We start from the raw sequence: 26849 nt of genomic DNA on the forward strand, positions 1-26849 counted from the left end.
AGAGCGGGGACGGCGATCACGGTGTGCGGCGACGGCCGCGCTGCCACCGACGGGACATCGTCCGACCGCGGCGGGGCGGTGCGCAAGGGACAAAGCCACCCAGAGCGGCTGTGGATTGGTCGGCGGCGGTCCCGATCCGGGAGTATGGGGGCATGACCGCCCAGATTCTCGATGGCAAGGCCACCTCCGCCGCGATCAAGCACGAACTGACCGTTCGCGTCCAGGCGCTCAGGGACCGCGGGATCGCCCCCGGACTCGGCACCCTGCTGGTCGGTGACGACCCGGGCAGCAAGTGGTACGTGGCCGGCAAGCACCGCGACTGCGCGCAGGTGGGCATCGGCTCCATCCAGCGCGAGCTGCCCGACACCGCGACCCAGGAGGAGATCGAGGCGGTGGTCCGCGAGCTGAACGCGAACCCCGAGTGCACCGGCTACATCGTGCAGCTGCCGCTCCCCAAGGGCATCGACACCAACCGGGTGCTGGAGCTGATGGACCCGGACAAGGACGCCGACGGCCTGCACCCGATGAGCCTGGGCCGGCTGGTGCTCAACGAGACGGGCCCGCTGCCCTGCACGCCCAACGGCATCGTGCAGCTGCTGCGCCGGCACGGCGTGGAGATCAACGGGGCCCATGTGGTCGTGGTCGGCCGCGGCATCACCGTCGGCCGGTCGATCGGGCTGCTGCTGACCCGCAAGTCGGAGAACGCCACGGTGACCCTGTGCCACACCGGCACCCGCGACCTGTCCGCGCTGCTGAAGCAGGCCGACATCATCGTGGCCGCGGCCGGCGTGCCGCACATCATCAAGCCCGAGGACGTCAAGCCGGGCGCGGCCGTGCTCGACGTGGGCGTCAGCCGGGACGAGAACGGCAAGATCGTCGGCGATGTGCACCCCGGGGTCGCGGAGGTGGCCGGCTGGCTGTCGCCGAACCCGGGCGGGGTCGGGCCGATGACCAGGGCGCTGCTGCTGCAGAACGTGGTCGAGGCGGCCGAGCGGGCCGCGGCGGAGCCGGGCGCGGGCCATGTCGGCTGACCGGGAGGCCGGCGGCGTCCCGAGCGTCGCCCGCCCCGAGGGCGGCGGCCGGGCCGCGAGCAGCGACGCCCCGGCGCCCGCCCGGCAGTGGCCGATCCTGCTGGTCGTCACCGGGACGATCGCCGGTCTGATCATCACCGCGGCGGACCACTTCCGCCCCGGCACGATCGTGATCGGCGCCTCGCTGCTGGTCGGCGCGCTGCTGCGGTGGGCGATGACGGCGGTCGGCATGCTCGCGATCCGCAGCAGGTTCACCGACGTGATCACGTACGGGCTGCTGGGGCTCGCGATCCTGCTGCTCGCGCTGATGGCGCAGCCCGACCCGCTGATCCGGGTGCCGTTCCTGGAGGACATCATCCACTTCTCGGTGCGCTGACGCTGCGCTGAGCTGATGGGGTGGTGGGGCCCCCGGGAGCCCCGGACCTGTCGCCGCCGCCGTCGCCGGCTACCGGTTCTTCCGGCTCTGCCGTGCTCGGTCGCCGCCGGCTGCCGCTTCCCGGTCTCCGGCTGCCGCCGCTGCCGTTCCCGGCTCCCGGTCTCTGACTGTCGCCGGTCACAGCGGCTGACGACCGCGGCTTCCCATAGCAGCTCGAACGCGTTTTTGGTGCCCTGTCCCGAAAGCACTCCGGGCGGGGCACTGGCGTTCTACCGTGGCTCTGGGCCCGGCAGGTGAGGGCCCGTCAACAACGGTCCGCGGGTCGGTGCGGGACCGGTGCGGGGTCGGTGGCAGGGGGAAGAAGCGCGATGGGTCAGTGGCAGCCGTTGGCAGACCGCATTCCGCTGGACATGCGGCGGCTCGCCACGCAACTGCGCCGGATGAAGGACCGCAGCGGCATGACCGTACCGGCGCTCGCCGCCCGCACCGCGCAGTCCGCGGAGGTCTGGGAGAAGGCGTTCTCGGGCCGCGAACTGCCGCCGCTGGACGCCGTCGAGGTGCTCGCGCAGGCCAGCGGCGCCGACTACGACCGGATCGGCGCGCTGTGGGAGCTGGCGGAGAAGGCGTCCAACGGCACCGGTGACCGCGGGCGCGGCAAACCGCTGCCGAAGCCCGATCCGCTGGATCCGCTCGGCCCGAGCGAGGGGCTGCCGGGGCGCCGCAAGCGGGTGCTGCTGCTGGCAACGGCGGGCGCGCTGGCCGTCGCCGCGCTGATCGCCGTCATCCTCACGGCCGGCACGAGCACCGGGCGCGCGCCCGGCAGGCAGGACGCGGCGCCGACGGCGACCGGTCAGGCGTCCGCGCCGGGCGCCGCACCGGGTGCGAAGTCCAAGCCGCCGGCCGGGGCGCGCGGCGGCACGGGCGGCAGCGCGCCGGACGGCACGGGTGCGGCCTCCGCGGGCCCCGACGGCACCGCGGGCGCGGACCGGCCGGTGCCGGCGATGGGCGCGCTGTCGCCGCCGGCCGGGGCGCCCGGCGCCACCCGGCCGCCGGCCCCGGGCGCCCCGCGGGCCACCGCTTCGGGTGGTGCGGCCCCGACCGGCGCCGCGCCGACCGGCACCGCGACCGGCGGCCGGCCGGGCACGGGCGGGCCCTCCACGTCCCCCTCGGCGCCGCCGAGTTCGGCCCCCGACTCGCCGCCGGCCGCGTCCTCCTCGCCGCTGTGCCTGAAGGTGATCGTGCTCGGCATCTGCCTCGGCTGACGCTCCGGTGACCGGCTTCCCTGTTCGGGGCTCTGCTGGCCGGCTCCGGCGACCGGGGCTCCGCTGGCCGGCTCCGGTGACTGGGGCTCTGCCCACCGGCTCCGGTGACCGGGGCCACACCACCGCGGGTGAACCGCCGGGCCCGCGCGCGATAGCCTGGCGGACGGCTCTCTTGACGACGAGAGATCGTCCAGGGACCACGTGAAGGGCCGCTCGGGCCACCGCCGGGGCGACCGGTTACCCGCAGCAGAAAAGGCCAGGAGAAGGCATGACTCGCACTCCCGTCAACGTCACCGTCACCGGAGCGGCAGGCCAGATCGGCTACGCCCTCCTCTTCCGCATCGCCGCGGGCCACCTGCTCGGCGCGGACGTGCCGGTGAACCTCCGGCTGCTGGAGATCCCGCAGGGCCTCAAGGCCGCCGAGGGCACCGCCATGGAGCTCGACGACGCCGCCTTCCCGCTGCTGCGCGGCATCGAGATCACCGACGACCCGAACGTGGCCTTCGACGGCGCCAACGTCGCGCTGCTGGTCGGCGCCCGGCCGCGGACCGCCGGCATGGAGCGCGGCGACCTGCTCTCCGCCAACGGCGGCATCTTCAAGCCGCAGGGCAAGGCGATCAACGACCACGCGGCGGACGACATCAAGGTGCTGGTGGTCGGCAACCCGGCCAACACCAACGCGCTCATCGCGCGGTCCGCGGCCCCCGACGTACCGGCCGAGCGGTTCACCGCGATGACCCGGCTCGACCACAACCGGGCGATCGCGCAGCTCGCGAAGAAGACCGGTGCGGCCGTGGCGGACATCAAGAAGGTCACCATCTGGGGCAACCACTCGGCGACCCAGTACCCGGACATCTTCCACGCGGAGGTGGCCGGCAAGAACGCGGCGGAGATCGTGAACGACGAGCAGTGGCTCGCCGACACCTTCATCCCGACGGTCGCCAAGCGCGGCGCGGCGATCATCGCGGCCCGCGGCGCCTCCTCTGCGGCGTCCGCGGCCTCGGCCGCGCTCGACCACGTCCACACGTGGGTGAACGGCACGGCGGCCGGCGACTGGACCTCGATGGGCATCGTCTCCGACGGCTCCTACGGCGTCCCGGCCGGCCTGATCTCCTCCTTCCCGGTCACGACGTCGAACGGCACGTTCGAGATCGTCCAGGGCCTGGACATCAACGAATTCTCGCGGCCGCGGATCGACGCGTCCGTGAAGGAGCTCGAGGAGGAGCGCGCGGCGGTCAAGGAACTCGGCCTGATCTGACCGCACCGGGCGTCCGGCCCCCGGCGGTTCGGGGGCCGGCGGCTGTTTGGGATGCTCAGGGCATGATCTTTCGCCTTGCGACGCGGCGCGACCTGCCCGCGATGGTCGCGCTGCTCTCGAACCCCGACGAGGACGTCCTCGTCGACCCGCTCACCGTCGAGGTCGGCGAGGCGTACCTCCGGGCGTTCGAGGCCGTGGACGCCGATCCGCGCAACGAACTCCTCGTGCTCGACGAGGGCGACGGCACCGTTCTCGGCTGCCTGCAGCTGACCTACATCCCCGGCCTCGGCCGGCGCGGTATCGAACGGGCCCTGATCGAGGCCGTCCGCGTCCGGGCGGACCGCCGTGGCGCGGGCCTCGGCCGCGCCCTCCTCACCGAGGCCATCGCCCGCGCCCGCACCCGGGGTTGCGGACTGGTCCAACTCACCAGCGGCAAGCGGCGCACGGACGCCCACAGGTTCTATGACGCGCTCGGCTTCGTCGCGAGCCACGAGGGCTTCAAGCTCCCGCTCTGACGCTCCCGGTGCGGCGGCGGTCGGCCGGGAACGCTACCCCCGGAGCTCTGGCGAGAGCCGGCTTGTCACGCCGATCCGGTTCCACGCGTTCATCGTCACGCACACCGCGATCAACCGCGGCAACTCCTCCTCGTCGAAGAGCCCCGCGGCCTCCGCGTAGACCGCCTCCGACACGCCGTGGCGCCCAAGCTCCGCCACCTCCTCCGCCAGCGCCAGCGCCGCCCGCTCGCGCGCGGTGAAGAACGGCGTCTCCCGCCACACCGTGACCCCGTAGAGCTTCTGCTCGGTCAGCCCGAGCGCCCGCGCGTCGGCCGCGTGCTTGTCCACGCAGTACGCGCACCCGTTGAGCTGCGAGGTCCTGACCCGGACGAGTTCCCGCACCACCGGGTCGAGCCCGGCCCGCGCGGCCTTGTCGAGCGCGTACATCGCCTGGTGGAAGTCCGGCGCCTTGTCCATCAGGTTGATCCGGCGGGCCGGCGCCGGCACGGTCGGTTCGGCGGCAGCGTCCGCCCGGTTCTTCGCGGTGTCCTCGAAAGTGCTGGTCATGGCTCCACGGTAGGCGCGAAGTGGCACGTGCCCGTGGTCCACTTGGTGGATGAACGAGCGGGCCACTTCACACACGCCGAGCACCGGCCGCCGGGGCCGCGACGACCGCACCGCCGGGTACGACCTGCTGCTCGACCTCGCCGCTCCCCGCGGCGGCCCCGGGTCGGCGCCGCCGGGGCCCGGTGCCAGGGCCGGTGCCGGTGCCGGTGCCAGGGCCGGGCTGGAGCGGGCGCTGCGCGAGGCCGTACGGGACGGGCGGCTGGCGGCCGGCACCCGGCTGCCGTCCACCCGCGTGCTGGCCAGGGACCTGGGGCTGGCCCGCAACACCGTCGCCGACGCGTACGGCCAGCTCGTCGCGGAGGGCTGGCTGACCGCCCGGCAGGGCTCGGGCACCAGCGTCGCACCGCGCCGCGCGCCGGCCGCCGCGCCCCGCAAGCCGGCGCCCGCCGTGCGGGCACCGCAGCCCGCGCAGCCGCTCGACCTCACGCCGGGCACGAGCGGGACGCGCTACAACCTGTGGCCCGGCTCGCCGGACCTGTCCGCGTTCCCCCGGACGGCGTGGGGCGCCGCCGCCCGCCGGGCGCTGGCCGCCGCGCCCAGCGAGGCGTTCGGCTACACCGATCCGCGCGGCCGGCCCGAACTGCGGGCGGCGCTCGCCGAGTACCTGGCCCGGGTGCGCGGGGTCCGCACCGACCCCGAACTCCTCATCGTCTGCTCCGGTTTCGTGCAGGGCACCGGCCTGCTGGCCCGCGCGCTGCACGGCCGCGGCGCCCGCCGGATCGGCGTGGAGGCGTGGGGCTTCCCCGACACCCGCACGCTGCTGCGCAAGGCGGGCCTGACGACGCTGCCGCTGCCGCTCGACGAGGACGGGGCCGCCCTCGACCAACTCCACGCGGCCCGCGCGGACGCCGTACTGCTCACCCCGGCCCACCAGTTCCCGACCGGCGCGCGGCTCTCCCCCGACCGCCGGACCGCCGTGACGGCGTGGGCCCGCGACACCGGCGGGGTGATCGTGGAGGACGACTACGACGGCGAGTTCCGCTACGACCGCCAACCGCTCGGCGCACTCCAGGGGTTGGCGCCCGAGCAGGTCGTCTACGCGGGCACGGCGAGCAAGAGCCTGGCGCCCGGCCTGCGGCTGGCGTGGCTGGCGGTGCCGCCGGACCTGCTGGACGCGGTGGTACGGGAGAAGCGGCTGGCCGACCACCACTCCCCGGTGCTCGACCAGTTGACGCTGGCGGAGTTCCTCGCGTCGGGGGGATACGACCGGCACGTGCGGCGGATGCGGCTGCACTACCGGCGGCGCCGGGACCGTCTGATCGCCGCGCTGGCGGAACGAGTCCCCGCGGTACGCGTCTCCGGCATCGCGGCCGGCCTGCACGCCGTCCTCGAACTCCCGCCCGGCGCAACGGCGTTGACCCCCCTGGTGGCCCAGGCCCACACCCGCGGCCTCTCGCTGTCCCCCCTCCCCTTCTACGGCGCCCCACCCGAGGCCCCGCCGGCCCTGGTGATCGGCTACGGCACACCCCCGGAACACGCGTTCACCGGAGCGGTCGATCTCCTGTGCGAGGTACTGAAGGAGTCGCTCCCGCCCACCCCGTGAGCACCCCGGCGTACGCGGCTCGCCGTGCCCGCGACCGTTTCGGCGTCCTGGACGTTCCAGCCCAGCGGGGCGCGCTCGGGCCCATTCAGTCGTGGACCGGCCAGGCCACCTGCGCGTCGAAGCTAGAGTGTGGCCGGGGTGCATTTGGTGAGGTGGACGATGAGTTGGGAGGCGAGGAACCAGCGTTCGGCGACCGGGTCCTGGTGGTAGGAGAGGTTGTCGTCCGACGGGAACGGCACGAGCTTCGAGTAGCGGTTGGGGACGTAGAAGCCGCCGGAGACGCCCCAGACGCGGGGGTTGGCGCTGCGGATGACGACGGGGTCGGTCAGGTGCGGGCACAGTTCGACGGCCAGTCGGGCGCAGGGCGGGCAGATCGGGGGCTTGGAGGTGAAGCCCTGGTTGGCCGAGTCGCCCATGGCGTGGGTGAGCCGGGTGTACTGCGACAGGAACAGCCAGCCCTGTTCGGTGCGTTCAGCGGGCTTCCCGCAGACCTGGCAGAGCCGGTGCAGCATCGCCTCGCGCTGGCGGACGGAGTGCATGGCCTCGAAGATCGGCCGCCCCGACCCCGGCGCGATCGAGAGCCGCGCCCACAACACCCCCTGCTCGTCCCGGTCCTCGGGCCGCTCGTCGCTGTAGGCCAACCCCGCCCCGAACGGCCGGGCGATCAGCGCGCTGATGTCGGGCTCCTCACCACTCCACGCGGCGGCGAACGGAACGGGCAGCTTCTTCGGGCCCCAGAACAGTGGAGGCCGGACAGACGTTTCAGTCATTGCTTTCCTTGCGTCTCCGAGCCGTCAGCTCTGCCGGGCGGTCGCGAACTCGTCCACGCCGATGTCCTGCGCCAGGATCCAGCTCTCCGTCAACTGCCAGTCGTGGCCGCCCCGGTGATCGGCGATCCGGGCGCAGAGGTACTGCCCGCTGTCCCGCTTGTGCGGGCACAGCGGCAACAGGGAAAGCGACCGCACGACCGTGCTGTCATCCGCCCACCGGCCCCACACCGAACCGACACCCACCCATTCCAGCTCCCGGATGAACCCGAAATGGGCACCCCTGGTGTGCTCCTCCAGCGCACAGCCGAGAACCGTCTCCGGCATCTCCGCCACGTCCGGCGCACCGCCGTTGAGCAGCAGCGCCGAGGCCATCAGCGTCCCCGGGAGGCCGGCCCGCACCCCGCACCGCCCCTGGTCCCACACGTGCGCGTCCAGGTACGGACCCGGGGCCCGCAGTCCGGGAACCCCCCACCGCCGGTACACCTCACGGCCAGCCGCAACCGCCATAGCAGCCGCCGCACTCCCGCCCCACAAAATTCCATGCTTCATTCCGACGAACCGTCCTTAAGGTTTGATTTCGATTGATGTTGCTTTCTCCGTCGAGAGCCCGACCCGGACCGGCCGACCAAGGGCACAGAACGGGTGCGGGATCACGCCGTGATTCGCCAGGCCCGGGCCACGGCCCCGGGCCGGTACGTCACTTCACCCGCTCCAGCCGATCAGGCTCGGTGGTCCACTCGACCCCGCCACCGACAGGAATGAGGTAGGCCAGCACACGACTGCACCTCTTGTTGCCGCGTGCCACGCATCTCGTGACGCAGGACTGCGGCCTCAGCGCAGTCCCGGCCCTGCGTCCGGCATTCCGCCTCGCATTGCTGGACGTGGCGCATCCAGGCCCGGTAGACCAGCCACGGGGCCAGTTGAACGATAGTGTCCTGCACTGTCGGCGCTCCTTTGCAGCGTTGGCCATGCCCCGGGACCGTTGGCGCGGTCGCCGGGGTCTGTCTTGCTCTACGCAACCGTGCGGTCGCTGTGAGCGGTACCGTTGAAGCGCCAGCCGTTTTCAAGAGCGTCAAGCGCAGGCGGGGAGTTGGCCGGTGACAGGTCGTGTGCCGAACCGTGGTCTGGAAGGGCTTTACCGAGAGACAGGCTGGACCTTGAGCCAGTTTGCTCAGGAGGTGAACAGGGTCAGTACCGAGCAGGGAAGGCCCTTGAAATACCGGGCACAGTCGGCTCACCAGTGGCTCGACGGGCACCTGCCCCGCGACGAGGCACGCCCCCTGGTCCTGGAGGCGCTCGCGCGCCGGCTGGGCAGACCAGTGACTCGCGTCGAGGCCGGATTCCCCTCGACCAGCAGTGACGGAGCCAACGACGGTTGCGGCATGGTGGAGGACCTGGTGACGACGGGGAGAGAGGACATGGACCCGTCCCGCCGCAAGGTTCTCGCCGCGAGCCTGTACGCCGCAGCGTTACCCGTCCCCGTCTACGCCAATCTGGTAGATCGGGCAAGGGGCAAGGCCACGGGGCGAACGACAAGGATCGGGGGAGGTGAGGTTGCCACAGTCCGCACCATGACCGAGCGCATCGCGGACATTCTTGACGAACTGGGGGGCGGTCACGCGCGGCCCATGGCCGCTGCCTTCCTGGTGAACACCGTCGGTCCGTACCTGCGCGCGCAGGCGTCAGAGGAGGTCCGGAAGGACCTCATGTCAGCCGTGTCCGACCTGGTCTACCTCACCGGCTGGATGGCCATGTACGAACGAGCCCACGGTCTTGGACAGCGGTACTACCTGCAAGCTCTTGAGTTCGCCGCAGCCGGTGAGGACTACGTCACCTATTGCCGGACGCTGCGAGGCATGGCGCTGCAAGCGGCTAATCTCAAACATTCCAACAAGGCGTTGTCACTTGCGGACGCCGCCGCCGAGGCAGCACCCAAAGTCGGGCCGCGCCTGCACGCCTTTCTCGCCGGACAGCAGGCGCACGGAGCCGCCTTGGTCGGCGACAAGCGACTTGCCTTCACGCGCCTTGCCGAGACGGAAACGGCTCTGGCAAAGGCGGACGGCCGCCGCGACGCCATCGGCGGTTACGACCAAGCTGCCTATCTTTTCCACGTTTCCAGCGTCCGCTACGCGCTGGGAGACGTCCACGGTTCCATCGCGTCCATGCGGGAGTCCAACCGCGTTCGCCCTCCCGTCGAGAAGCAGGGCCGGGCCCACGCAAACGGCCTGCTCGCTCAACGGCAGCTGGAGGTCGGCCACCTCGAAGCGTCCTGCGGCACGTGGCACACCTTCCTCGACGACTACGAGAGCCTGTCCTCGTCACGCGCCGACGAGCACTTCGGCATCCTCCGGAGCAGCATTCGCCCGTACCTGGCAAACCCACAAGCGCGACAGGTACACCAGCGCGCCCGGCAACTGGCGCACCAGAAGGCCATCTGACCCACGACCTCTCCGTACGAGTCCGTTCGAGCCTCCGGCCGGGCCCCGGGGGCTACCGGGGGGATCGGGCGCCGTCCGGGCGCGCTTGCTCGGGTGCACGGGGGGTTTTGGGGGGCGGCGCAGCCGATACCTCGCCGAATCTTGCCAGGGTCAGGGCTCCCAGGACTGCCAGGGTGAAGCCTGATACCGCTGCCGGGGTCCAGCCCTCGCGGGTTTGGTCGCCCAGCGCCAGGACGCCCACCAGCGCCGGGGCGACCGTTTCGCCGATCACCATACCGGCCGTCGCCGCGGTCACCGAGCCGCGGCTCAGGGCTGAGGTCAGGAGGAGGAAGGCCGCTCCTCCGCCCAGCAGCAAGGCGTACAGCGCCGGGTTGGTGAACAGGGCGGACGGTGTCACGTCGTTGATCAGGCGGACCGCCACCTCGACCACGCCGAAGCCGAAGCCGGCGCCCAGGCCCAGGACGGCCGCGCGGGCTCGCGGGGGGAGGGGGCCGGAGGCCGCGCCCAGGGCCAGGATGGCGACCGCCGCCGCCAGCGTGGACCAGCGCAGGGCGGCGCTGCCGTGGCTGTCGCCCTCGCTGCCCGCAGACAGGCCCAGCAGGGCCAGGCCGCCGCAGACCGCGGCGATCGCGGCCCACTCCCGGGCGGACAGGCGGGTGCCGAGCACCCGCGCCGCGGTCACCGCCGTCACCGCGAGGCTCGCCGCGAGCGCCGCGCCCACCGCGTAGATGGGCAACGCCCGCAGGGCGACGAGTTCCAGCGCGAAACCGCAGGTGTCAAGACCGAGGCCGAGCACGTAACGCCACTGCCTGGCCGCGCTGATCAGCAGGTGCGGGTCGACGGCCGAGCCGCCGGAACCCTCCTCCGCCGCGTGCGCCGCCCGCGCGGCGACCGCCTGGAAGACGGAGGCCACGCCGAAGCAGACGGCCGCGGCCAGCGCGCAGAGCATTCCCGTGAGCACGGGCCCGACTCTATGGGGCGGACGGCGCCCGGGCCGGCACGCCTCGCGTCAGCGCACCGCGCGGTCCGCGGAAGTCCGCGGGTGGTGGTCGATCTGCCGTTCGGGCGAGAGCGACCACCAAGGCCCCAGCTGCCACAGCGTCTTGAGGCCGAGGGCCTCGCGCAGATCGGTCAGGGCGCGCTGCACCCGTTTGCGGCTGGTCTGGAAGTGCGCGGCCACCTGCGTCTGGTCCTTGCCCTTCTCCAACTCCCACAGGATGGACCGCTGGAGCGGGGTGGTGATCGCGTGCGGCGGATTGACCTCCGTGCCGGTCCAGTCGGTGGACCTGGCCCACAACTGCTCGTAGGCGGTGGCGAGATACCCGACCACCCCGGGGCTCTGGCAGTGCCACGCGCCCGGCCGCGGCTCGGCGACGGCGACGCCGCCGGAGCCGGAACCAGGGCCGGAGCCGGAACCAGGGCCGCCGCCGCCACCCCGCCGCGGGTCCTCGACCAGGCCGCGGTCCTCGAAGAACGCGTGCCGCCCGTCCACCAGGATCAGCCGGGAGAACGACTCCGTCGTCGTCCGCACCTCCGCGCCGACCTCCACCATCGCGGCGACGTACTCCGCGAGCACCGCGTTGCCGCGCTCGCTCACGTCGTAGACGACCCGCCAGCGGAAGCCGCCCCCGGCGAGCGCGCCGACGTCGTGCCGCCGGGACCTGGCGACGACCTCGGGCGGCCGGAACCCGGGCTGCACCACGTCACACCCGTGGGTGAGCGCGTCGACTTCCCGGCACAGCGCGTCGTCTGCCTCCCGCGCCCCGGCGATGAACACCTCGCCGACCGCCGCGGCCTCCTCGGGGCCGACCCGCTGCTGCACCTGCCGGATCGCGTGCGTGATCTTCGGGATGGCGCGCATCCGGCGCATCGCGCGCTGCACGTCGTACTCCGTGCGCTCCCGCAGCCGGGCCTCGACCTGCTCGGCGCTGGCCAGCGCCAGGAAGCCGGGGCGGTACGGGTCGGAGATCACCACGCCGAGGGCCAGCAGCCGGGGCAGCAGCGGGTGTTGGAGCGAGACCTGCTCCCGCCCGGTGCCGATCTTCAGGCACAGCGCGAGCTCGTCGGACGACAGGTCGAACCGGTCGGCGCGGGCGTGATCGGTCGCCGGTTCGAACTCCGTCCCCGTCTCCGCCATCGGTCCCTCCCTCGTGCCTGACGTCAATGTGTCGCGCGGGCCGGCGGCTCAGCGGAAACGGGGCGGCGGCGCCGGCCGGTGGTCGATCTGCCGCTCGGGCGAGAGCGACCACCAAGGCCCCAGCTGCCAGAGCGTCTTGAGGCCGAGCGCCTCCCGCAGGTCGGTCAGGGCCCGCTGCACCCGTTTGCGGCTGGTCTGGAAGTGCGCGGCCACCTGCGTCTGGTCCTTGCCCTTCTCCAGCTCCCAGAGAATGGACCGCTGGAGCGGGGTGGTGATCGCGTGCGCCGGGTCGGCCTCGTCGCCCGACCACGGGGTCGAGCGCTCCCACAACTGCTCGAACGTCCTGCCGAGGTAGCCGACCACCCCGGGGCTCTGGCAGTGCCAGGCGCCCGGCCGCGGCTCGGCGACGGCGACGCCGCCCCGCCGCGGGTCCTGGATCAGGCCGCGGTCCTCGAAGAACGCGTGCCGCCCGTCCACCAGGATCAGCCGGGAGAACGGGTCGGGCGTCGTCCGCACCTCGGCGCCGGCCCGCACCATGTCCACCACGTAGTCGGCGAGCGCCGGGTTGCCGCGCTCGCTCACGTCGTAGACCATCCGCCAGCGGAAGTCCCGCTCCGCCATGACGGGCACGTCCCGCCGCCGCGATCCGGCGATGACCTCGGGGCGTCGGTGCCCGGGCTGGGCCGAGCAGACGCTGAACATCACGGCGTCGAGCTCCCGGGCCATCGCCTCGGTGGCGCCTTGCAGGCCGGGGACGAACACCTCCTGTACGGGGACGGTGGTGGCCGGGTCGATGCGGCGCTGCACCTGCTGGAGCGCGTGGGTGATCTTCGGGATCTCGCGCATGCTGCGCAGCGCCGCCTGCGCCTCGTGCTCGGTCTGCTCCCGCAGCCGCGCCTCGACCTGTTCGGCCTTGGCCAGCACGAGATCGCCGGGCGCGTACTGGTCGGCGATCACCACGCCGAGGCCCAGCAGGCGGGGCAGCAGCGGATGCTGGAGCGAGACCCGGCCGTGCCCGGCGCCGATCTCCAGGCACAGCGCGAGCTCCGCGGGGGAGAGGTCGAGGCTCTCGGCGCCGGCAGTGTCGATCGCCGTCTCGGTCACGGTCCGCCCCTTCCCGTAGGAGACGACTCCCTCAGGAGACGTGGCCGGCGCGCCTCGCCGGACATCCGCTGCTCTGCGGCATCAACCGCGCTCTGATGGCCCAGGTGCACTGCCGGATGAGCGCGATGCGATCTGCCGCCGATGCTAACAACGGTTCTCGCGCAATTGCGCCGCCGAGGCAGGGTGGGATTCGCCGCCCCGCCGGCGGCACCACGGCGGGGCGGTGACGGGGACGGCACCCACGGCTATCCGCGCAGCACCGCCCGGAGTTGGGCGAGCCCCCAGTCCAGGTCGTCCTTGCTGACGACCAGCGGCGGCGCGATCCTGATGGTGCTGCCGTGGGTGTCCTTGACCAGGACGCCCCTGGCCATCAGCCGCTCCGAGATCTCCCGGCCGGTGCCGAGCGCCGGGTCGATGTCCACGCCTGCCCACAGGCCGCGGCCGCGTACCCCGGTGACGGCGCCGCCGCCGGTCAGCAGGTTCAGCTCGTGGTGCAGGTGGTCGCCCAGCTCGGCGGCCCGCTGCTGGAACTCCCCGGTGCGCAGCATCGCGATCACCTCAAGGCCGACCGCGCAGGCCAGCGGGTTGCCGCCGAACGTCGAACCGTGCTCGCCGGGACGGAAGACGCCGAGCACCTCGGCCGACGAGACCACCGCCGACACCGGTACGACCCCGCCGCCCAGCGCCTTGCCGAGTACGTACATGTCCGGCACCACGCCCTCGTGCTCGCAGGCGAACGTGGCGCCGGTCCTGCCCAGGCCCGACTGGATCTCGTCGGCGATGAACAGCACCCCGCGCTCGGCGGTCAGCCGCCGCACCCCGGCCAGGTAGCCGGGCGGCGGCACCAGCACGCCCGCCTCGCCCTGGATCGGCTCGATCAGCACCGCCACCGTGTCCTCGTCGACGGCCGCCTCCATCGCGGCCAGGTCGCCGTACGGCACGACCGTGAAGCCGGGGGTGTACGGGCCGAAGTCGGCGCGGGCCTCGGGGTCGGTGGAGAAGCTGATGATCGTGGTGGTGCGGCCGTGGAAGTTGCCGTCGGCGACGACGATCTTCGCCCGGCCGTCCGGCACGCCCTTGACCCGGTAGCCCCACTTGCGGGCGGTCTTGACCGCGGTCTCCACCGCCTCGGCGCCGGTGTTCATCGGCAGCACCATCTCCATGCCGCACAGCTCGGCCAGCTCGGTGCAGAACGCGGCGAACCGGTCGTGGTGGAAGGCCCGCGAGGTCAGCGTGACGCGGTCGAGCTGGGCTCTGGCCGCGTCGAGCAGCCGCCGGTTGCCGTGGCCGAAGTTCAGCGCCGAGTACCCGGCGAGCATGTCCAGGTAGCGGCGGCCGTCCACGTCGGTCATCCAGGCGCCCTCGGCGGTGCCGACGACGACCGGGAGCGGGTGGTAGTTGTGCGCGCTGTGCGCCTCGGCGGCGGCGATCTGCCGGACGGCCTCGGGGCCGGGGGCCGCGTCCGGGCCGGGGCCGTTGTCAGCGCTGGTGCCGGTGTCGGTGCCGGTGCCGGGGTGGCCGGAGGTGGTGGTCACGTGGGTACTCCGTTCGTCGTGCGTCGGGAGGTCGAGCCCGGGGCGAGGGGTGGTGCCCCTTTCTATCGTCGCTCGCCCGCGCCCGGGCGAAACCTCGCCCGAGAAAGGCCCGAGGAAGGCCCGGGGAAGGGTGGGGGAGTGCGGGGCGGACCTGAGAGAATGGGGGCATGTCCTCTGACCGCCCGGCCGGGCGTCCTCGCGCGCTGTCCGGCATCCAGCCCACCGCGGGTTCCTTCCACCTCGGGAACTACCTCGGCGCCATCCGCCAGTACGTGGCCCTCCAGGAGACGCATGACGCGTTCTACATGGTGGTGGACCTGCACGCGATCACCGTGCCGCAGGATCCGGTCGAGCTGCGGGCCAACACCCGGCTCGCCGCCGCCCAGCTGCTCGCGGCCGGGCTCGACCCGGACCGCTGCACGCTGTTCGTGCAGAGCCATGTGCCCGAGCACGCGCAGCTCGGCTGGGTGATGAACTGCCTGACCGGCTTCGGTGAGGCGTCCCGGATGACCCAGTTCAAGGACAAGTCGTCCAAGCAGGGCGCCGACCGGGCCACCGTGGGCCTGTTCACGTACCCGATCCTCCAGGTGGCCGACATCCTGCTGTACCAGGCGGACGCGGTGCCGGTCGGCGAGGACCAGCGGCAGCACGTCGAGCTGACCCGGGACCTGGCGGAGCGCTTCAACGGCCGGTACGGCGACACCTTCACCGTGCCCGCGCCGCACATCGTGCGGGAGGTCGCCAAGATCTACGACCTCCAGGACCCGACGGCGAAGATGAGCAAGTCGGCGGCCTCACCGAAGGGCCTGGTCAACCTGCTGGACGACCCGGCGGCGTCGGCGAAGAAGTTCCGCAGCGCGGTGACCGACACGGACTCGGTCGTACGATACGACGAAACGGGCAAGCCGGGCGTCAGCAATCTGCTCACCATTCACTCCGCCCTCACCGGTACCGGAATCCCGGAACTTGAGGAGCGATACGCGGGCAAGGGCTACGGTGCGCTGAAGACGGATCTCGCGCAGATCTTCGTGGAATGGGTCACACCGTTCCGCGAGCGCACGCAGGAGTACCTGGGGGATCCGGAGACATTGGACTCGGTACTGGCGAAGGGTGCGGAGAAGGCACGTTCGGTGGCCGCGGAGACCCTGGCCGCCGCGTACGACCGGATCGGGCTGCTGCCCGCGAAACACTGAGGACGATGACGGCGAGATGACCGCGCGGGCACGGACGGGGGTTCCGGGCCTGCGGCGGTTCCGGCATGCCTCCGGGCGCGCGACACTGGGAGCGGGCGCGGGGCGACCGGGAAGGCTGGGACGGTTTACGCAGTTTGGGTAGCGTGGGTAGCGGGGGAAAGGGGTGAACGGTGAACGCACTGGGGACTACCACGATCGGCGTGTCCATCGCTGTCCCGGAGCCGTACGGCAGGCTGCTCCAGGAGCGCCGGGCCGGGTTCGGCGACCCGGCGGCGTACGCGATCCCCACCCATGTGACGCTGCTGCCGCCCACCGAGGTCGACTGCGCGGACCTGTCCGCGTTCCGCGGGCACCTGGCCAGGGTCGCCGCCGAGAGCCGCCCGTTCGTGATGCGGCTGCACGGCACCGACAGCTTCCGCCCGCTGTCGCCGGTGGTCTACGTCCGGCTGGTGGAGGGCGACACCGGCTGCGCGCTGCTCCAGGAGCGGGTGCGGTCGGGGCCGGTGGCGCGCGAGCTGCAGTTCCCCTACCACCCGCATGTGACGGTCGCGCACGGCATCGCCGAGGAGGCGATGGACCGGGCGCAGAGCGAGCTCACCGAGTTCGCCGCGGGCTGGACGGCGCTGGGCTTCGCGCTGTACGAGCAGGGCGGCGACGGGGTGTGGCGCAAGATGCGCGAGTACCCGTTCGGCGCGGAGGACCGGCCGAGCCCGGTCCCGCACCAGCAGTCGTCATCCAGGACCCCGACCCGGCTCTGACAGGTCCCTTGAAAACGGCCCCCTCGGACCGGGGCCCGTTCTAGACCGGCAGCCGGCGGAACAGCGGCCGGGGCAGGTGCCGCAGCGCCGCCATCACCAGCCGCAGCGTCCCCGGCACCCAGATGGTCGCCGAGCGCCGCCGCAGCCCCAGCTCGATCGCCGCGGCCACCGCGCCCGGCGTGGTGGCGAGCGGCGCCTCGTCCAGGCCCGCGGTCATCCGGGTCCGGACGAAGCCGGGGCGGACGATCATCACATGGACGCCGGTGCCGTGCAGGGCGTCCGCGAGCCCCTGGGTGAACGCGTCCAGGCCCGCCTTGCTGCTGCCGTAGATGAAGTTGGCCCGCCTGGCCCGCTCGCCGGCCACCGAGGACAGCACCACCAGCGCCCCGTGCCCCTGCTGCTGGAGCGCGGTCGCGCAGACCAGCGAGGCCGACACCGCGCCGGTGTAGTTGACCTGCGCCACATGCACCGCGGCGAGCGGCTCCCGCTCGTCCCGCGCCTGGTCGCCGAGCACGCCGAAGGCCAGCAGCACCATGTCGATGTCGCCCTCGGTGAACAGCTTCCCGAGCACCTCCTCGTGCGAGGCCGGGTCCAGCGCGTCGAACGGCACCGCGTGCGCCTCGGCGCCGAGCGCCCGCAGCTGCTCGGCCGCCGCGTCCAGTGCCTCCGAGGGCCGCCCGGCCAGGTAGACGGTCCGGGTGCGGCGGGCGATCAGCCGGCGCGCCGTGGCGAGCCCGATCTCCGAGGTGCCGCCGAGGATCAGCAGGGACTGGGGTGCGCCGAAAGCGTCCTTCACGGGTTCTCCAGAGGTCGAAGCGGCAGGTCAGCGGGCCGTCCGGGCGGGCGGGCCGGTGCGGCCCGGGGGAGCGGCGGGCCGCGGGGGCGTCACAGCGCGAGCCTCCTGGCCAGGTCGGAGTTGATCGCGCCGCGCGGATCGTGCCGGGCGCGCAGCTCGCGGAAGTCGTTCAGACGCGGGTACATCCCGGCCATCAGCTCGGGCCGCAGCCGGGAGTCCTTGGCGAGGTAGACCCGGCCGCCGGCCAGCGCCACCTCCTCGTCCAGCTCGTCCAGGAAGCTGCCGAGCCCGGGCATCGAGGCCGGGATGTCCAGCGCCAGCGTCCAGCCGGGCAGCGGGAAGGACAGCCAGCCGCGGTCGGCCTCGCCGAACCGCTTGAGCACCGCGAGGAAGGACGGGCAGCGGCGGGCGGCGATCCGCCGCACGATCCGGCGCAGCGCCTCCTCCTGGCCGTAGCCGACGACGAACTGGTACTGGACGAAGCCGCTGCGGCCGTAGATCCGGTTCCAGTCCGGCACCCCGTCCAGCGGATGGAAGAACGCGGACAGCTTCTGCAGCTCGCCGTGCCGCTCGCGCGGGGCCCTGCGGTACCACAGCTCGTTGAACGCGCTGACGCTGCGGCGGCCGAGCAGCCCGTCGGGCAGGTGCCGCGGCGCGGCCGGCAGCCGGCCGGGGCGGAACGCCAGCGGGGCCCGCCTGGCCCGGGCCGGCAGCGCGTCCAGCGGGGCGTGCTCGCCGCGGGTGAGCACCGCGCGGCCGGTCCTGGCGCCGCGGGCGAGCAGGTCGATCCAGGCCACCGAGTAGCGGTAGCGGTGGTCGGTCGCGGTGAGCCGGGACATCAGGTCGTCCAGGTCGGTGGCGCGCTCGGTGTCGACGGTCATCAGCGAGGTCTGCACCGGCAGCAGCTGGATGGTGGCGGCCAGCACCACCCCGGTCAGGCCCATCCCGCCGGCCGTCGCCCAGAACAGCGCGGGGTCGTCCTGCGGGGTGACGACCCGGCTCTCGCCGTCGCCGGTGAGCAGCTCGACCGCCCGCACGTGCCGGCTGAACGACCCCGACACGTGGTGGTTCTTGCCGTGGATGTCCGCGCCGATCGCGCCGCCGACCGTGACGTAGCGGGTGCCGGGACTGACCGGCACGAACCAGCCGAGCGGCAGCAGCACCTCCATCAGCCGGTGCAATGACACGCCCGCGTCACAGGTCACCACGCCGTTCACCGCGTCGATCTCGTGGATCCGGTCGAGCGCCGTCATGTCCAGGACGGTGCCGCCGGCATTCTGCGCCGCGTCGCCGTAGGCCCGGCCCAGGCCCCGGGCGATGGTGCCGCGGCCGTCGCCCTCCCGTACGGCGCGGATGACCTCGGCGTACGAGCCCGGGCGCAGCAGGCGCGCGGTACTGGGGGCGGTTCTGCCCCAGCCGGAGACGGAGGTGGCCGTGGCGGCGGAGGGTACGGACATACGGGTGACCGTATCGCCACATAGATGTCAAATGCGGCTTATGACGGCTTTCTCACCGTAAAGGGTGAGTGGTGGGGAGTGAGGAGGCCGCCCGCACGGTAAGCACTCGTGGTCCGTCCGACGTGACATCCGGTCCCGATCCGCCCGACCGGGGCGGAGCGGCCGTCCACGTGTGAGGGAGAACCGCCGGTGCGCCAGCCCCACTCCGCCGCCCAGCGCGCGGACCACGAACTGCTCGCGGCGCTGCGCCGCCGCGGGAACGACGCCTGCGTGGCGGGCGCCGCGAAGGCGCTGTCCCTGGCGGGCGAGCACGGCGCGCTCTGGCTGGCCGCCGGGCTCGCGGGCGCCGCCGCCGACCCCGGGCGGCGCCCCGAATGGCTGCGGGCCACCGCGCTGGCCGGCACCGCGCACCTGGTGAGCATGGCCGCCAAACGGGTGGTGCGCCGGCCGCGGCCCGTGCTGCCCGGCGCGCCGCCGCTGGTGCGTACCGCCGGGCGGCACAGCTTCCCCAGCTCGCACGCGGCCTCCGCGACCGCCGCCGTGGTCGCCTTCGCGCCGCTGCTGCCGCGCCCGCTGGGCTGGGTGGCGCCGCCGGTGGCCGCCGCGATGTGCCTGTCCCGGCTGGTCGTCGGCGTGCACTACCCGAGCGACGTGGCCTGCGGCGCGCTGCTCGGTGCCGTCACCGCGCAGGCCGGCCGCCGCCCGGGCGGGCCACTGCTCCCGGTGCTGGCCGCCGCCCTGACCGGGCTGACCGCCCTGGTCGCCGCCATGCCCGCCCCCGAGCCCGCGCCCGTCACACCGCTGCCCGCTCCAGGGGGCGGCGACCGGCCGCTCGGCTGGGTGGTGCCGCCGCTGCGCACGGCGGCCGGCACCGGAGCCCGTCATGGGTGACCCCGCCGCGTTCGTCGAGGAGGGCGGCGGCGGTGGCGGCGCCTCCGTCGCGGTCGGCGCGGGCCTGGCCGGCGGCTCGGTCAGGACGCTGCCCGGCGGCCTGCTGCGCACCGCCAGGCCCCGGCAGTGGGTGAAGAACGGCCTGGTGCTCGCCGCGCCGTTCGCCGCCGCCCGGCTGCTGTCGGTCGCCGACCTCGTCCAACTGGGCGTCGTCCTCGCGCTCTTCACCGCCTGCGCCTCGGCGGTCTACCTGATCAACGACGCCCGCGACGCCGACGCCGACCGCGCGCACCCCGTCAAGCGCAACCGCCCGGTGGCCTGCGGGCAGGTGCCGGTGCCGGTCGCGTACGGGGTCGGCGGCGCCCTCGCCGTCCTGGCGCCGGCCGCCGCGGGGGTGCTGTGCAACCCGGCCACCGCCGTCCTGCTGGCCGGGTACGTGGTGATGCAGCTCGCCTACTGCGTCTGGCTCAAGCACATACTGGTCGTCGACCTGGTGGTGATCGCCGCAGGGTTCCTCATGCGCGCCATGGCCGGCGGGATCGCGCTCGGCATCGGGCTGTCCCGCTGGTTCCTGATCACCTCCGCCTTCGGCGCGCTGTTCATGGTCGGCGCCAAGCGCTACTCCGAGCTGGTGCTGATGTCGCTGCGCGCCGAGCAGGACGGCGGCCAGGTCACCGCGACCCGCTCGCTGCTCGGCGCCTACACCGCCGGCTACCTGCGCTTCGTGTGGCAGCTCGCGGCCTGCGGCGCCGTCCTGGCCTACTGCCTGTGGGCGCTGGAGAGCGGCGCCCACCCGCCGGGCCTGCTGCCCTGGCGGCAGCTGTCGATGATCCCGTTCATCCTCGCCGTGCTGCGCTACGCCGTCTTCGCCGACGCCGCCACCGCCGGCGCCCCCGAGGACGTGGTGCTGCGCGACCGGCCGCTGGCCGTCATCGGCCTGGCCTGGGCCGCGCTGTACGTGCTCGCGGTGGTCAACACGTGACCCGTCCCCTCACCCCGGAGATCCTCGGCTTCGCGCTGGCCGGCGGCGCCGCCTACGCCACCGACCTCGGCCTGTTCGTCTGGCTGCGCGGGCCGGCCGGCTTCGGCCCGCTGACCGCCAAGTCGCTGTCCTTCCTGGCCGGCTGCACGGTCGCCTACCTCGGCAACGCGCTCGGCACCTACCGGGGCCGCACCCCGCCGGTCGGCCGGGCCCGGCAGTACGGGGTGTTCTTCGCGGTGAACCTGGCCGGCGCCCTGGTCCAGCTGGCCTGCCTCGGCTTCTCGCACTACGTGCTCGGCCTCACCGGCGCCCGCGCCGACGTCGTCTCCGGGGCCGGGGTCGGCATGGCACTGGCCACCGCGCTGCGCTTCTGGGGCACCCGCACGTTCGTGTTCGGCGCGCGTGCCCAGGCCAGGAGGGGGTAACCGGCCGTTATGGACTGGTTGACCGGGCTGCCCTGGATCGGTCCGCGCGTCGCGCGGTTCATGCGGACGCACGCCTGGCGCGCGTTCGCCCACCTCCAGGAGGTGCACTGGACGCGGCTGGCCGCCGCGATGACCTTCACCAGCTTCCTGTCGCTCTTCCCGCTGCTCGCCGTGGTGGCCGCGATCGGCGCCGCGCTGCTGTCCAAGCACCAGCTCGACACCCTGCAGAACAAGATCTCCGCGCAGATCCCGGGCATCGCCGACCAGCTCAACATCGCGGGCCTGGTCGACAACGCCGGCACCATCGGCGTCATCGCCGGTGTCACCCTGCTGTTCACCGGCATGGGCTGGGTCGCGTCGCTGCGCGACTGCCTGCGCGCGGTGTGGCGCAAGGACGACGAGCCGCACAACCCGGTCAAGGCCAAGGCGTTCGACGCCGGCATCCTGGTCGGCCTGGGAGTTGCCGTACTGGTCTCGCTCGGCGCCTCCGGCATCGCCACGGCCGCCGCCACCTGGGCCGTCCAGCGCACCGGCCTCGACGACCACGGGCCCGGCAAGCTGCTGTTCACCGTGATCGGCCTGGTCCTCGCGGTCGGCGCGGACTTCCTGATCCTGACCTACCTGCTGACGGTGATGCCGGGCGTCGACCCGCCGCGCCGCTCGGTGGTGCTGGCCGCGCTGATCGGCGCGATCGGCTTCGAGCTGCTGAAGCTGCTGCTCAGCGGGTACCTGCAGAAGGTCGCCGGCAAGAGCATGTACGGGGCCTTCGGCACACCGGTGGCGCTGCTGGTGTGGTTCAACTTCATGGCGAAGCTGCTGCTCTACTGCGCGGCCTGGACGGCGACGCCGGTCCACGCGGAGGACGCGGACGCGGCGGCTGAGGAGGACGGCGGGACGGCCGACAGGGCCGACACGGCCGACCCGGACCGCGCCGGGGAGCCGGACGCCGCCGACCCGCTGCACAAGCCGGCGCCCGGCGACACCCCGCGCGGCGGCGCCACCCGCGCGCCTAGCGGCCCGCCCGCCGCGACCCGGAACCGGAGCGGCGTCTTCCGCGGCGCTGGGAACGAGACCGTCCGTCCGGCCCGTCCGAAGACCCCGCTGGACCAGGACCAGGACCGGCGCCGACCGAGTTCGGAAGCGGACGGCGGCGCCGCACGACGATGATCAGCACGGCCAGCACCAGCGCCGTGCCCACCGCGATCCCGACCGCCGTCAGCACCCCGCCGTCCGACGAGGACGACGACGAGGCGGTGTCCGCCGACGGGTCGCCCCGCTTGCCGTCCTGCGGCGCCTGCGCCTTGGTCGGCGTCGGCTTGACCTCGCTCAGCGGCGGCACCAGCGTGCCGACCGGCTTCGCGGTGGGCGCCGCCTTGAAGCCCCAGTCCAGCAGCGAGGCCGCCTCGCGGTAGACGAGGTTGTGCTTGGGCGCCGGGTTCATCACGGTGACCAGCAGCTTGCGGCCGTTCCGCTCGGCGACCCCGGTGTAGGTGGCGCCGGCGTTCGTCGTGTCGCCGTTCTTCACGCCCGCGATGCCCGGGTAGCGGGACAGGTCGTAGTCCCCGCTGAGCAGGCGGTCGGTGTTCTGGATCTGGAACGAGGAGCGCTTCCAGGCCACCTTGCCGGTCTTGGGGTCCTTCTTGGCCACCCAGTTGCCGGGGAACTGCGCGGTGACCGTCGAGCAGTACGCGCGGAAGTCGGCGTTCTGCAGGCCCGCGCGGGCGAACAGCGTCAGGTCGTACGCACTGCTCGCCTGCCCGGGCTCGTCGTAGCCGTCCGGCGTCACCACATGCGTGTCGTTCGCCTGCAGCTCCTTGGCCTGCGCGTTCATCTCGGCAACGGTCGCCGGCACGCCGCCGTTCATCGCCGCCAGGACGTGCACCGCGTCGTTGCCCGAGCGCAGGAACACCCCGCGCCACAGGTCCTGCACGGTGTACGGCTGCTTCTCCACCACCCCGACCAGGCTGCTGCCCTCGCCCATGCCCTTGAGGTCGGACGGCTGCACGGTGTGCTTGGTCGTGCGCGGGAACTTGGGCAGCACCACGTCGGCGAACAGCATCTTCAGCGTGCTGGCCGGCGGCAGCTTCCAGTGCGCGTTGTGCTCGGCGAGCACCGCGCCGGTCTCGGCGTCCGCGACGATCCAGGACCGCGCGGTGAGCTTCGCCGGCAGCGCCGGCACCCCCGCGGTGGTGTCCACCTGCGTGCCCGGGACGCCGAGCCGGTCACCCCCGACGGTCGACAGGTGGGCCGGCGGTCTGGGCGCCGGAGTCTTGGGCGCGGCGCTCGCGATCCCGGCCCCGGTCAGGACCGTGCCGCCCAGCAGCGCGGCGGTCGCGGACACGGCCAGGGCGGTACGGAGCGGCGAGCGGCCTCGGCGGCGGGCTGCGGCTATAGGCGTGGACACCCGCAAGAACGTACAGGCTGCCGGGGCCACTGTGCTTCCCCGGGTCCCGGAGGGAGTCCTTCCGGACCCGGGGAGGCACGGTGACGTCGGCGAACGGCCGCGCCGGGCGCGGCACGCGTGTCAGACCCCGTCGCTACGCTCAGGCCGTATGACGAATATCACCGAAGCGGATCTGGTCCTCGGCGACGGCCGCACGCTGCACGTCTACGACACCGGGGGCTCCGGCAGCGGCGGCTCGTTGGCGCTGTTCTGGCACCACGGCACGCCGAACCTCGGCTCGCCGCCTGAACCGCTGTTCGCGGCGGCCGAACGGCTCGGCATCCGCTGGGTGTCGTACGACCGCCCCGGCTACGGCGGTTCGACCGAGCTGCCCGGCCGGGACATCGGCTCGGCCGCCGATGACACCGCGGCGGTGGCCGACGCGCTCGGCATCGAGCGGTTCGCCGTCATGGGCCACTCCGGCGGCGGCTCGCACGCGCTCGGCTGCGGCGCGCTGCTGCCCGAGCGGGTGGTCGCGGTGATCAGCGCGGCCGGTCTCGCCCCGTTCGGCGCCGACGGGCTCGACTGGTTCGCCGGCATGGCGCCGTCGGGGGTGGCCTCGCTGACCGCCGCCGCGGGCGGGCGCGCGGTGAAGGAGGCGCAGCAGGCGGCGGAGGGCGCCGACTACGACCCGGAGTTCACCCCGGCGGACCTGGCCGCGCTCAAGGGCGTGTGGTCCTGGCTCGGCACGGTGGTCGGGCCTGCCGTCGAGGCGGGCCCCGGCGGCCTGATCGCCGACGACCTCGCCTATGTGGCGCCCTGGCGCTGCGACCCGGCGCAGATCACCGCACCTGTCCTGCTGCTGCACGGCGCCCTCGACCGGATCGTGCCCAGCGGCCACGGCCGGTGGCTGGCCGGCCGCTGCCCGGACGCGGAGCTGCGGCTGACGCAGGACGACGGGCACCTCTCGGTGCTGCGGCACGCGGAGTCCGCGCTCGACTGGCTGGCCGCGCGCGCCAAGGGGTAGCCGGGAGCGGCCCCCCGGCGCGGGGCAGGCGGGCCCGGGCGCACATACTGGGGCGTATGAAGCTCAGCCGTCGGGTGTCCTGGTTCCTTGTCGCGTTCGGCGTGTGGTCGTGGATCGTCTGGGTGACCTTCGTCAAGAACCTCTGGAAGGACACCAGCGGGCTGGCCTTCCACCACGGCGACCACTCCTCGCCGACCGCGTACTTCTGGATCCACCTCACGCTGGCGATCGTCTCCACGATCCTGGGCACGGCGATCGGCGCCCTCGGCATCCGCGCGCTGCGCGCCCACCGCCGCGAGGAGACGGTGGCACCGGACGGCGCCGACCCCGCCACGCAGAACCCCGAGCCGGCCGGGACCGCCGGCCGCTCTTAAGGCCTGCGGGTGGTGCGGCCTATGGTCGGCAGGATGAAGTCCTGGATCAGCGACTTCGCGTCCCGGACCATCGGGCGGAAGACCCGGTAGCGGGACAGCGCGATCAGCCGGGCCACCAGCGGGGTGGACCGGCGGACGAACTCGCGGGTGCGCTCGGTGTCCGGGGTGCGGTCGAAGACCCAGTAGAGGACGACGACCATCAGGTGCAGCCAGAGCAGTTCGGGCAGCAGTTCGGCGAGCTCGGCGTCGAGCTTGGCGGCCAGGTCGGAGCCGTTCAGCACGTCGGCGAAGAGCTCGACGGCGGTCGCGCGCGCCGGGTGCGACTCGTTGGAGAACGGGCTCAGCGAGCTGTCCGGGTCGGCGGCGGTGCGGAAGAACTGGGCGGCGAAGCCGTGGTAGTCGGCGGCGCAGTCCAGCCAGGAGACGAGGGAGATCTCCAGGCGGGCGGAGAAGTCGGTCACGCCTCGCAGGCGCAGGGCCGCGGCAGCGGCGTGGTCGTGGGTCATCTGGTCGTAGAACCCCTGGATCAGGAATTCCTTCGACTCGAAGTAGTAGTAGGCGTTGCCGACCGAGACGCCGGCTTCCGTGGCGATGGCGCGCATGGTCGTCTTGTCGTAGCCGCGCTCCCGGAAGAGGCGCATGGCCGTTTCGAGGATCAGCGCGCGGGTCTGCTCGCTCTTCCCGGTCTTGGGCCGCGCGCGCCCCCCCGGCAACTCCTCCGCGCGGTCGGCTCCCGCCTCGGGGTTGCCCGTCTTCTCCACGTCCTCCACGCCCCCGACCCTAATGCGCCCCGACCCCCCGGGGCCCGTCCACCCCCGGCGGGCGGCGCCCCCAGCCGGGGCGCAACCCTGAGCCCGGGGGCTGGAGAATCAGCGGGAAGCGCCGTCGTTGCGGGTCCAGCCGCCGTCGTCCAAGTACGTCCACCCGTCCTCCTTGGCGTACACCCACGGCACCGCCGGGGCCGGGGTGGCGGCGGGACGGGGCGGAGCCGGGGAGCGGCGGCAGGCGTCCGCCTCGCGGAACTTCGCCGCTGTCACGACCGCCGCGCGGGCCATCCTCCGGTTGCGCGGCAGCGCGAACGTATGGGCCAGCGGCCGGAATTCGGCGAGCGCCCACAGGCAGACCAGCCACGCCGAGTCGCCCCGGTAGACCTGGCCGCCGTCACCGACCACGGTGACCTCCCGCGCGGTGGCCGCGTGATCCAGCTCCGGGAAGAGCCGCCGGGCCCGGTCGGAGCCGACCGGCACCAGGTCGAGCGGCACCAGCTGCCGCTGCCGCGGCAGCCAGTTGGAGATGAAGGCGCAGAGCCGGCAGTCCGGGTCGTACAGCACGGTCAGCCGCTCCAGCGGCGCCCCCTGCGCGGGCCGCCGCGCCCGCCGCCGTCCGGCCACGGCGGAGCGAGCGGGACGAGCGGAGCGAGCCGGACGGCCCGGGCGAGCCGGACGGCCCGGGCGAGCCGGACGGCCCGGACGAGCCGGACGACCGGGGCCGGCCGGGCGGAAGGAAGCCGTGGCCACCGGGTCACGCCCCCGTCGGCGTGAAGCCGTCCGCGTCCACCGGCGGGTACTGCTCAAGCTCCATGAGCCCCCGCCGCCGGATCTTGTTGAGCACGTACACGTTCGCCAGGTGCATCCCCCCGAGCACCAGCAGCACGACCCCGAGCTTGACCGACAGCGCGTTGAACATCTCCCGCGCGTTCCCGATCGTGTCGGCGCCGCGCAGGTAGAGCGCGACGAAGCCGAGGTTCACCAGATAGAAGCCGACGACCAGCAGCCGGTTGACCGCGTCGGCCAGTGCCTCGTCGCCGTGCAGCACGTCGGCCAGGAAGACCCGGCCGTTGCTGCTGAGGGTCTTCGCCACCCAGACGGTCAGCCCGATGCTGATCACCAGATAGACGACATACGCGAGGACCGTCAGGTCCATGACGCTCACCACCCCTTGTTGAACACGTTCAAAACCTTCTGGACCTGAATCTAGCCCTCGTTTTG

General features: G+C 73.3%; 26 protein-coding genes and 2 pseudogenes. 15 read left to right on the forward strand and 13 right to left on the reverse strand.

The window, feature by feature from the left end; all coding sequences use genetic code 11:
- Positions 1-152: 152 nt before the first annotated feature.
- The 5 genes from ACQPW6_RS25045 (at position 153) to ACQPW6_RS25065 (ending at position 4442) form a co-directional block, all read left to right on the forward strand.
- A complete protein-coding gene (locus ACQPW6_RS25045) occupies positions 153-1031 on the forward strand; it encodes a bifunctional methylenetetrahydrofolate dehydrogenase/methenyltetrahydrofolate cyclohydrolase (protein ID WP_433891920.1) in 879 nt (292 codons plus the stop codon).
- A complete protein-coding gene (locus ACQPW6_RS25050; protein ID WP_433891921.1) occupies positions 1021-1407 on the forward strand; it encodes a DUF3017 domain-containing protein in 387 nt (128 codons plus the stop codon). The genes ACQPW6_RS25045 and ACQPW6_RS25050 overlap by 11 nt, the downstream gene beginning before the upstream one ends.
- A gap of 368 nt (positions 1408-1775) precedes the next feature.
- Complete coding sequence (locus ACQPW6_RS25055) at positions 1776-2669, forward strand: helix-turn-helix domain-containing protein (protein WP_433891922.1); 894 nt, start codon at positions 1776-1778, stop codon at positions 2667-2669.
- 268 nt (positions 2670-2937) lie between these two features.
- A complete protein-coding gene (locus ACQPW6_RS25060; protein WP_433891923.1) occupies positions 2938-3927 on the forward strand; it encodes a malate dehydrogenase in 990 nt (329 codons plus the stop codon).
- A gap of 62 nt (positions 3928-3989) precedes the next feature.
- Positions 3990-4442, forward strand: a complete 453-nt coding sequence (locus tag ACQPW6_RS25065; protein WP_433891924.1) for an N-acetyltransferase family protein — start codon at positions 3990-3992, stop codon at positions 4440-4442.
- 33 nt (positions 4443-4475) lie between these two features.
- Here ACQPW6_RS25065 and ACQPW6_RS25070 read toward each other — a convergent pair whose 3' ends face one another.
- Positions 4476-4988, reverse strand: a complete 513-nt coding sequence (locus ACQPW6_RS25070; protein ID WP_433891925.1) for a carboxymuconolactone decarboxylase family protein — start codon at positions 4986-4988, stop codon at positions 4476-4478.
- Between the two features lie 49 nt (positions 4989-5037).
- Here ACQPW6_RS25070 and ACQPW6_RS25075 point away from each other — a divergent pair, with 49 nt between their 5' ends.
- Positions 5038-6591, forward strand: coding sequence for a PLP-dependent aminotransferase family protein (locus ACQPW6_RS25075; protein WP_433891926.1), 1554 nt, complete (start codon positions 5038-5040; stop codon positions 6589-6591).
- Between the two features lie 122 nt (positions 6592-6713).
- Here ACQPW6_RS25075 and ACQPW6_RS25080 read toward each other — a convergent pair whose 3' ends face one another.
- Both ACQPW6_RS25080 and ACQPW6_RS25085 read right to left on the reverse strand, forming a co-directional pair.
- Entirely contained in the window at positions 6714-7361 is a 648-nt protein-coding gene (locus ACQPW6_RS25080) for a hypothetical protein (RefSeq protein WP_433891927.1), read from the reverse strand.
- A gap of 24 nt (positions 7362-7385) precedes the next feature.
- Positions 7386-7868: a hypothetical protein gene (locus ACQPW6_RS25085; protein ID WP_433891928.1), complete on the reverse strand. Its 483-nt coding sequence runs from the start codon at positions 7866-7868 to the stop codon at positions 7386-7388.
- Positions 7869-8458: 590 nt separating this feature from the next.
- On the opposite strand from ACQPW6_RS25085, the gene ACQPW6_RS25090 reads away from it, so the two are divergent.
- Complete coding sequence (locus tag ACQPW6_RS25090) at positions 8459-9799, forward strand: hypothetical protein (protein ID WP_433891929.1); 1341 nt, start codon at positions 8459-8461, stop codon at positions 9797-9799.
- A gap of 52 nt (positions 9800-9851) precedes the next feature.
- On the opposite strand, the gene ACQPW6_RS25095 is transcribed toward ACQPW6_RS25090, so the two are convergent.
- From ACQPW6_RS25095 to rocD, 4 genes are all read right to left on the reverse strand, one after another.
- Positions 9852-10748 (reverse strand): hypothetical protein, encoded by an 897-nt coding sequence (locus tag ACQPW6_RS25095; RefSeq protein WP_433894648.1) that lies wholly within the window; start codon positions 10746-10748, stop codon positions 9852-9854.
- Positions 10749-10808: 60 nt separating this feature from the next.
- Positions 10809-11936 carry a hypothetical protein gene (locus ACQPW6_RS25100; RefSeq protein WP_433891930.1) on the reverse strand — a complete coding sequence of 376 codons (1128 nt, stop codon included), beginning with the start codon at positions 11934-11936 and terminating at the stop codon, positions 10809-10811.
- A 48-nt stretch (positions 11937-11984) separates the two neighbouring features.
- Entirely contained in the window at positions 11985-13040 is a 1056-nt protein-coding gene (locus ACQPW6_RS25105) for a hypothetical protein (protein ID WP_433891931.1), read from the reverse strand.
- A 245-nt stretch (positions 13041-13285) separates the two neighbouring features.
- Complete coding sequence (rocD, locus tag ACQPW6_RS25110; protein ID WP_433894649.1) at positions 13286-14470, reverse strand: ornithine--oxo-acid transaminase; 1185 nt, start codon at positions 14468-14470, stop codon at positions 13286-13288.
- Positions 14471-14742: 272 nt separating this feature from the next.
- Here rocD and trpS point away from each other — a divergent pair, with 272 nt between their 5' ends.
- Together trpS and ACQPW6_RS25120 are read left to right on the forward strand one after the other, a co-directional pair.
- Positions 14743-15768, forward strand: a complete 1026-nt coding sequence (gene trpS / locus ACQPW6_RS25115; protein WP_433891932.1) for a tryptophan--tRNA ligase — start codon at positions 14743-14745, stop codon at positions 15766-15768.
- 179 nt (positions 15769-15947) lie between these two features.
- On the forward strand, positions 15948-16526 hold the full coding sequence (locus ACQPW6_RS25120; RefSeq protein ID WP_433894650.1) for a 2'-5' RNA ligase family protein: 579 nt from the start codon (positions 15948-15950) through the stop codon (positions 16524-16526).
- 40 nt (positions 16527-16566) lie between these two features.
- On the opposite strand, the gene ACQPW6_RS25125 is transcribed toward ACQPW6_RS25120, so the two are convergent.
- Positions 16567-17322, reverse strand: a complete 756-nt coding sequence (locus tag ACQPW6_RS25125) for a decaprenylphospho-beta-D-erythro-pentofuranosid-2-ulose 2-reductase (RefSeq protein ID WP_433891933.1) — start codon at positions 17320-17322, stop codon at positions 16567-16569.
- A gap of 89 nt (positions 17323-17411) precedes the next feature.
- Positions 17412-18779, reverse strand: coding sequence for an FAD-binding protein (locus ACQPW6_RS25130; RefSeq protein ID WP_433891934.1), 1368 nt, complete (start codon positions 18777-18779; stop codon positions 17412-17414).
- 189 nt (positions 18780-18968) lie between these two features.
- On the opposite strand from ACQPW6_RS25130, the pseudogene ACQPW6_RS25135 reads away from it, so the two are divergent.
- The 4 genes and pseudogenes from ACQPW6_RS25135 to ACQPW6_RS25150 form a co-directional block, all read left to right on the forward strand.
- A pseudogene (locus tag ACQPW6_RS25135) lies at positions 18969-19481 on the forward strand (phosphatase PAP2 family protein); the annotation flags it as partial.
- Between the two features lie 181 nt (positions 19482-19662).
- Entirely contained in the window at positions 19663-20652 is a 990-nt protein-coding gene (locus tag ACQPW6_RS25140; RefSeq protein ID WP_433891935.1) for a decaprenyl-phosphate phosphoribosyltransferase, read from the forward strand.
- Positions 20649-21077 (forward strand): GtrA family protein, encoded by a 429-nt coding sequence (locus tag ACQPW6_RS25145; RefSeq protein ID WP_433891936.1) that lies wholly within the window; start codon positions 20649-20651, stop codon positions 21075-21077. Before ACQPW6_RS25140 ends, ACQPW6_RS25145 begins: the two co-directional genes overlap by 4 nt.
- Positions 21078-21206: 129 nt before the next feature.
- A pseudogene (locus ACQPW6_RS25150) lies at positions 21207-21863 on the forward strand (YihY/virulence factor BrkB family protein); the annotation flags it as partial.
- Positions 21864-22086: 223 nt separating this feature from the next.
- Here the strand turns inward: ACQPW6_RS25150 and ACQPW6_RS25155 are convergent.
- Positions 22087-23481, reverse strand: coding sequence for a D-alanyl-D-alanine carboxypeptidase family protein (locus ACQPW6_RS25155; protein WP_433891937.1), 1395 nt, complete (start codon positions 23479-23481; stop codon positions 22087-22089).
- A gap of 148 nt (positions 23482-23629) precedes the next feature.
- Between ACQPW6_RS25155 and ACQPW6_RS25160 the strand changes: the two genes are divergently transcribed.
- Both ACQPW6_RS25160 and ACQPW6_RS25165 read left to right on the forward strand, forming a co-directional pair.
- The gene (locus ACQPW6_RS25160; protein WP_433891938.1) at positions 23630-24487 is read left to right on the forward strand and encodes an alpha/beta fold hydrolase; all 858 of its coding nucleotides are present in this window, start codon (positions 23630-23632) and stop codon (positions 24485-24487) included.
- 56 nt (positions 24488-24543) lie between these two features.
- A complete protein-coding gene (locus tag ACQPW6_RS25165) occupies positions 24544-24861 on the forward strand; it encodes an SCO4848 family membrane protein (protein ID WP_433891939.1) in 318 nt (105 codons plus the stop codon).
- Here the strand turns inward: ACQPW6_RS25165 and ACQPW6_RS25170 are convergent.
- The 3 genes from ACQPW6_RS25170 to ACQPW6_RS25180 form a co-directional block, all read right to left on the reverse strand.
- Complete coding sequence (locus ACQPW6_RS25170) at positions 24858-25631, reverse strand: TetR family transcriptional regulator (protein WP_433891940.1); 774 nt, start codon at positions 25629-25631, stop codon at positions 24858-24860. The genes ACQPW6_RS25165 and ACQPW6_RS25170 overlap by 4 nt on opposite strands.
- A gap of 99 nt (positions 25632-25730) precedes the next feature.
- On the reverse strand, positions 25731-26252 hold the full coding sequence (locus tag ACQPW6_RS25175) for a thiol-disulfide oxidoreductase DCC family protein (RefSeq protein WP_433891941.1): 522 nt from the start codon (positions 26250-26252) through the stop codon (positions 25731-25733).
- A 130-nt stretch (positions 26253-26382) separates the two neighbouring features.
- A complete protein-coding gene (locus ACQPW6_RS25180) occupies positions 26383-26784 on the reverse strand; it encodes a hypothetical protein (RefSeq protein WP_433891942.1) in 402 nt (133 codons plus the stop codon).
- Positions 26785-26849: the final 65 nt, after the last annotated feature.

It is taken from the genome of Streptomyces sp. CA-111067, from assembly GCF_050956065.1.
Classification (GTDB): Bacteria; Actinomycetota; Actinomycetes; order Streptomycetales; family Streptomycetaceae; genus Actinacidiphila.

Coding starts and splice junctions, on each gene's coding strand:
- trpS (WP_433891932.1), top strand. CDS start 14,743: ATGTCCTCTGACCGCCCGGCCGGGCGTCCTCGCGCGCTGTCCGGCATC.
- ACQPW6_RS25080 (WP_433891927.1), bottom strand. CDS start 7,361: ATGACTGAAACGTCTGTCCGGCCTCCACTGTTCTGGGGCCCGAAGAAG.
- ACQPW6_RS25070 (WP_433891925.1), bottom strand. CDS start 4,988: ATGACCAGCACTTTCGAGGACACCGCGAAGAACCGGGCGGACGCTGCC.
- ACQPW6_RS25050 (WP_433891921.1), top strand. CDS start 1,021: ATGTCGGCTGACCGGGAGGCCGGCGGCGTCCCGAGCGTCGCCCGCCCC.
- ACQPW6_RS25180 (WP_433891942.1), bottom strand. CDS start 26,784: ATGGACCTGACGGTCCTCGCGTATGTCGTCTATCTGGTGATCAGCATC.
- ACQPW6_RS25100 (WP_433891930.1), bottom strand. CDS start 11,936: ATGGCGGAGACGGGGACGGAGTTCGAACCGGCGACCGATCACGCCCGC.
- ACQPW6_RS25055 (WP_433891922.1), top strand. CDS start 1,776: ATGGGTCAGTGGCAGCCGTTGGCAGACCGCATTCCGCTGGACATGCGG.
- ACQPW6_RS25060 (WP_433891923.1), top strand. CDS start 2,938: ATGACTCGCACTCCCGTCAACGTCACCGTCACCGGAGCGGCAGGCCAG.
- ACQPW6_RS25140 (WP_433891935.1), top strand. CDS start 19,663: ATGGGTGACCCCGCCGCGTTCGTCGAGGAGGGCGGCGGCGGTGGCGGC.
- ACQPW6_RS25065 (WP_433891924.1), top strand. CDS start 3,990: ATGATCTTTCGCCTTGCGACGCGGCGCGACCTGCCCGCGATGGTCGCG.
- ACQPW6_RS25160 (WP_433891938.1), top strand. CDS start 23,630: ATGACGAATATCACCGAAGCGGATCTGGTCCTCGGCGACGGCCGCACG.
- ACQPW6_RS25075 (WP_433891926.1), top strand. CDS start 5,038: ATGAACGAGCGGGCCACTTCACACACGCCGAGCACCGGCCGCCGGGGC.
- ACQPW6_RS25165 (WP_433891939.1), top strand. CDS start 24,544: ATGAAGCTCAGCCGTCGGGTGTCCTGGTTCCTTGTCGCGTTCGGCGTG.
- ACQPW6_RS25085 (WP_433891928.1), bottom strand. CDS start 7,868: ATGGCGGTTGCGGCTGGCCGTGAGGTGTACCGGCGGTGGGGGGTTCCC.
- ACQPW6_RS25130 (WP_433891934.1), bottom strand. CDS start 18,779: ATGTCCGTACCCTCCGCCGCCACGGCCACCTCCGTCTCCGGCTGGGGC.
- ACQPW6_RS25045 (WP_433891920.1), top strand. CDS start 153: ATGACCGCCCAGATTCTCGATGGCAAGGCCACCTCCGCCGCGATCAAG.
- ACQPW6_RS25095 (WP_433894648.1), bottom strand. CDS start 10,748: ATGCTCTGCGCGCTGGCCGCGGCCGTCTGCTTCGGCGTGGCCTCCGTC.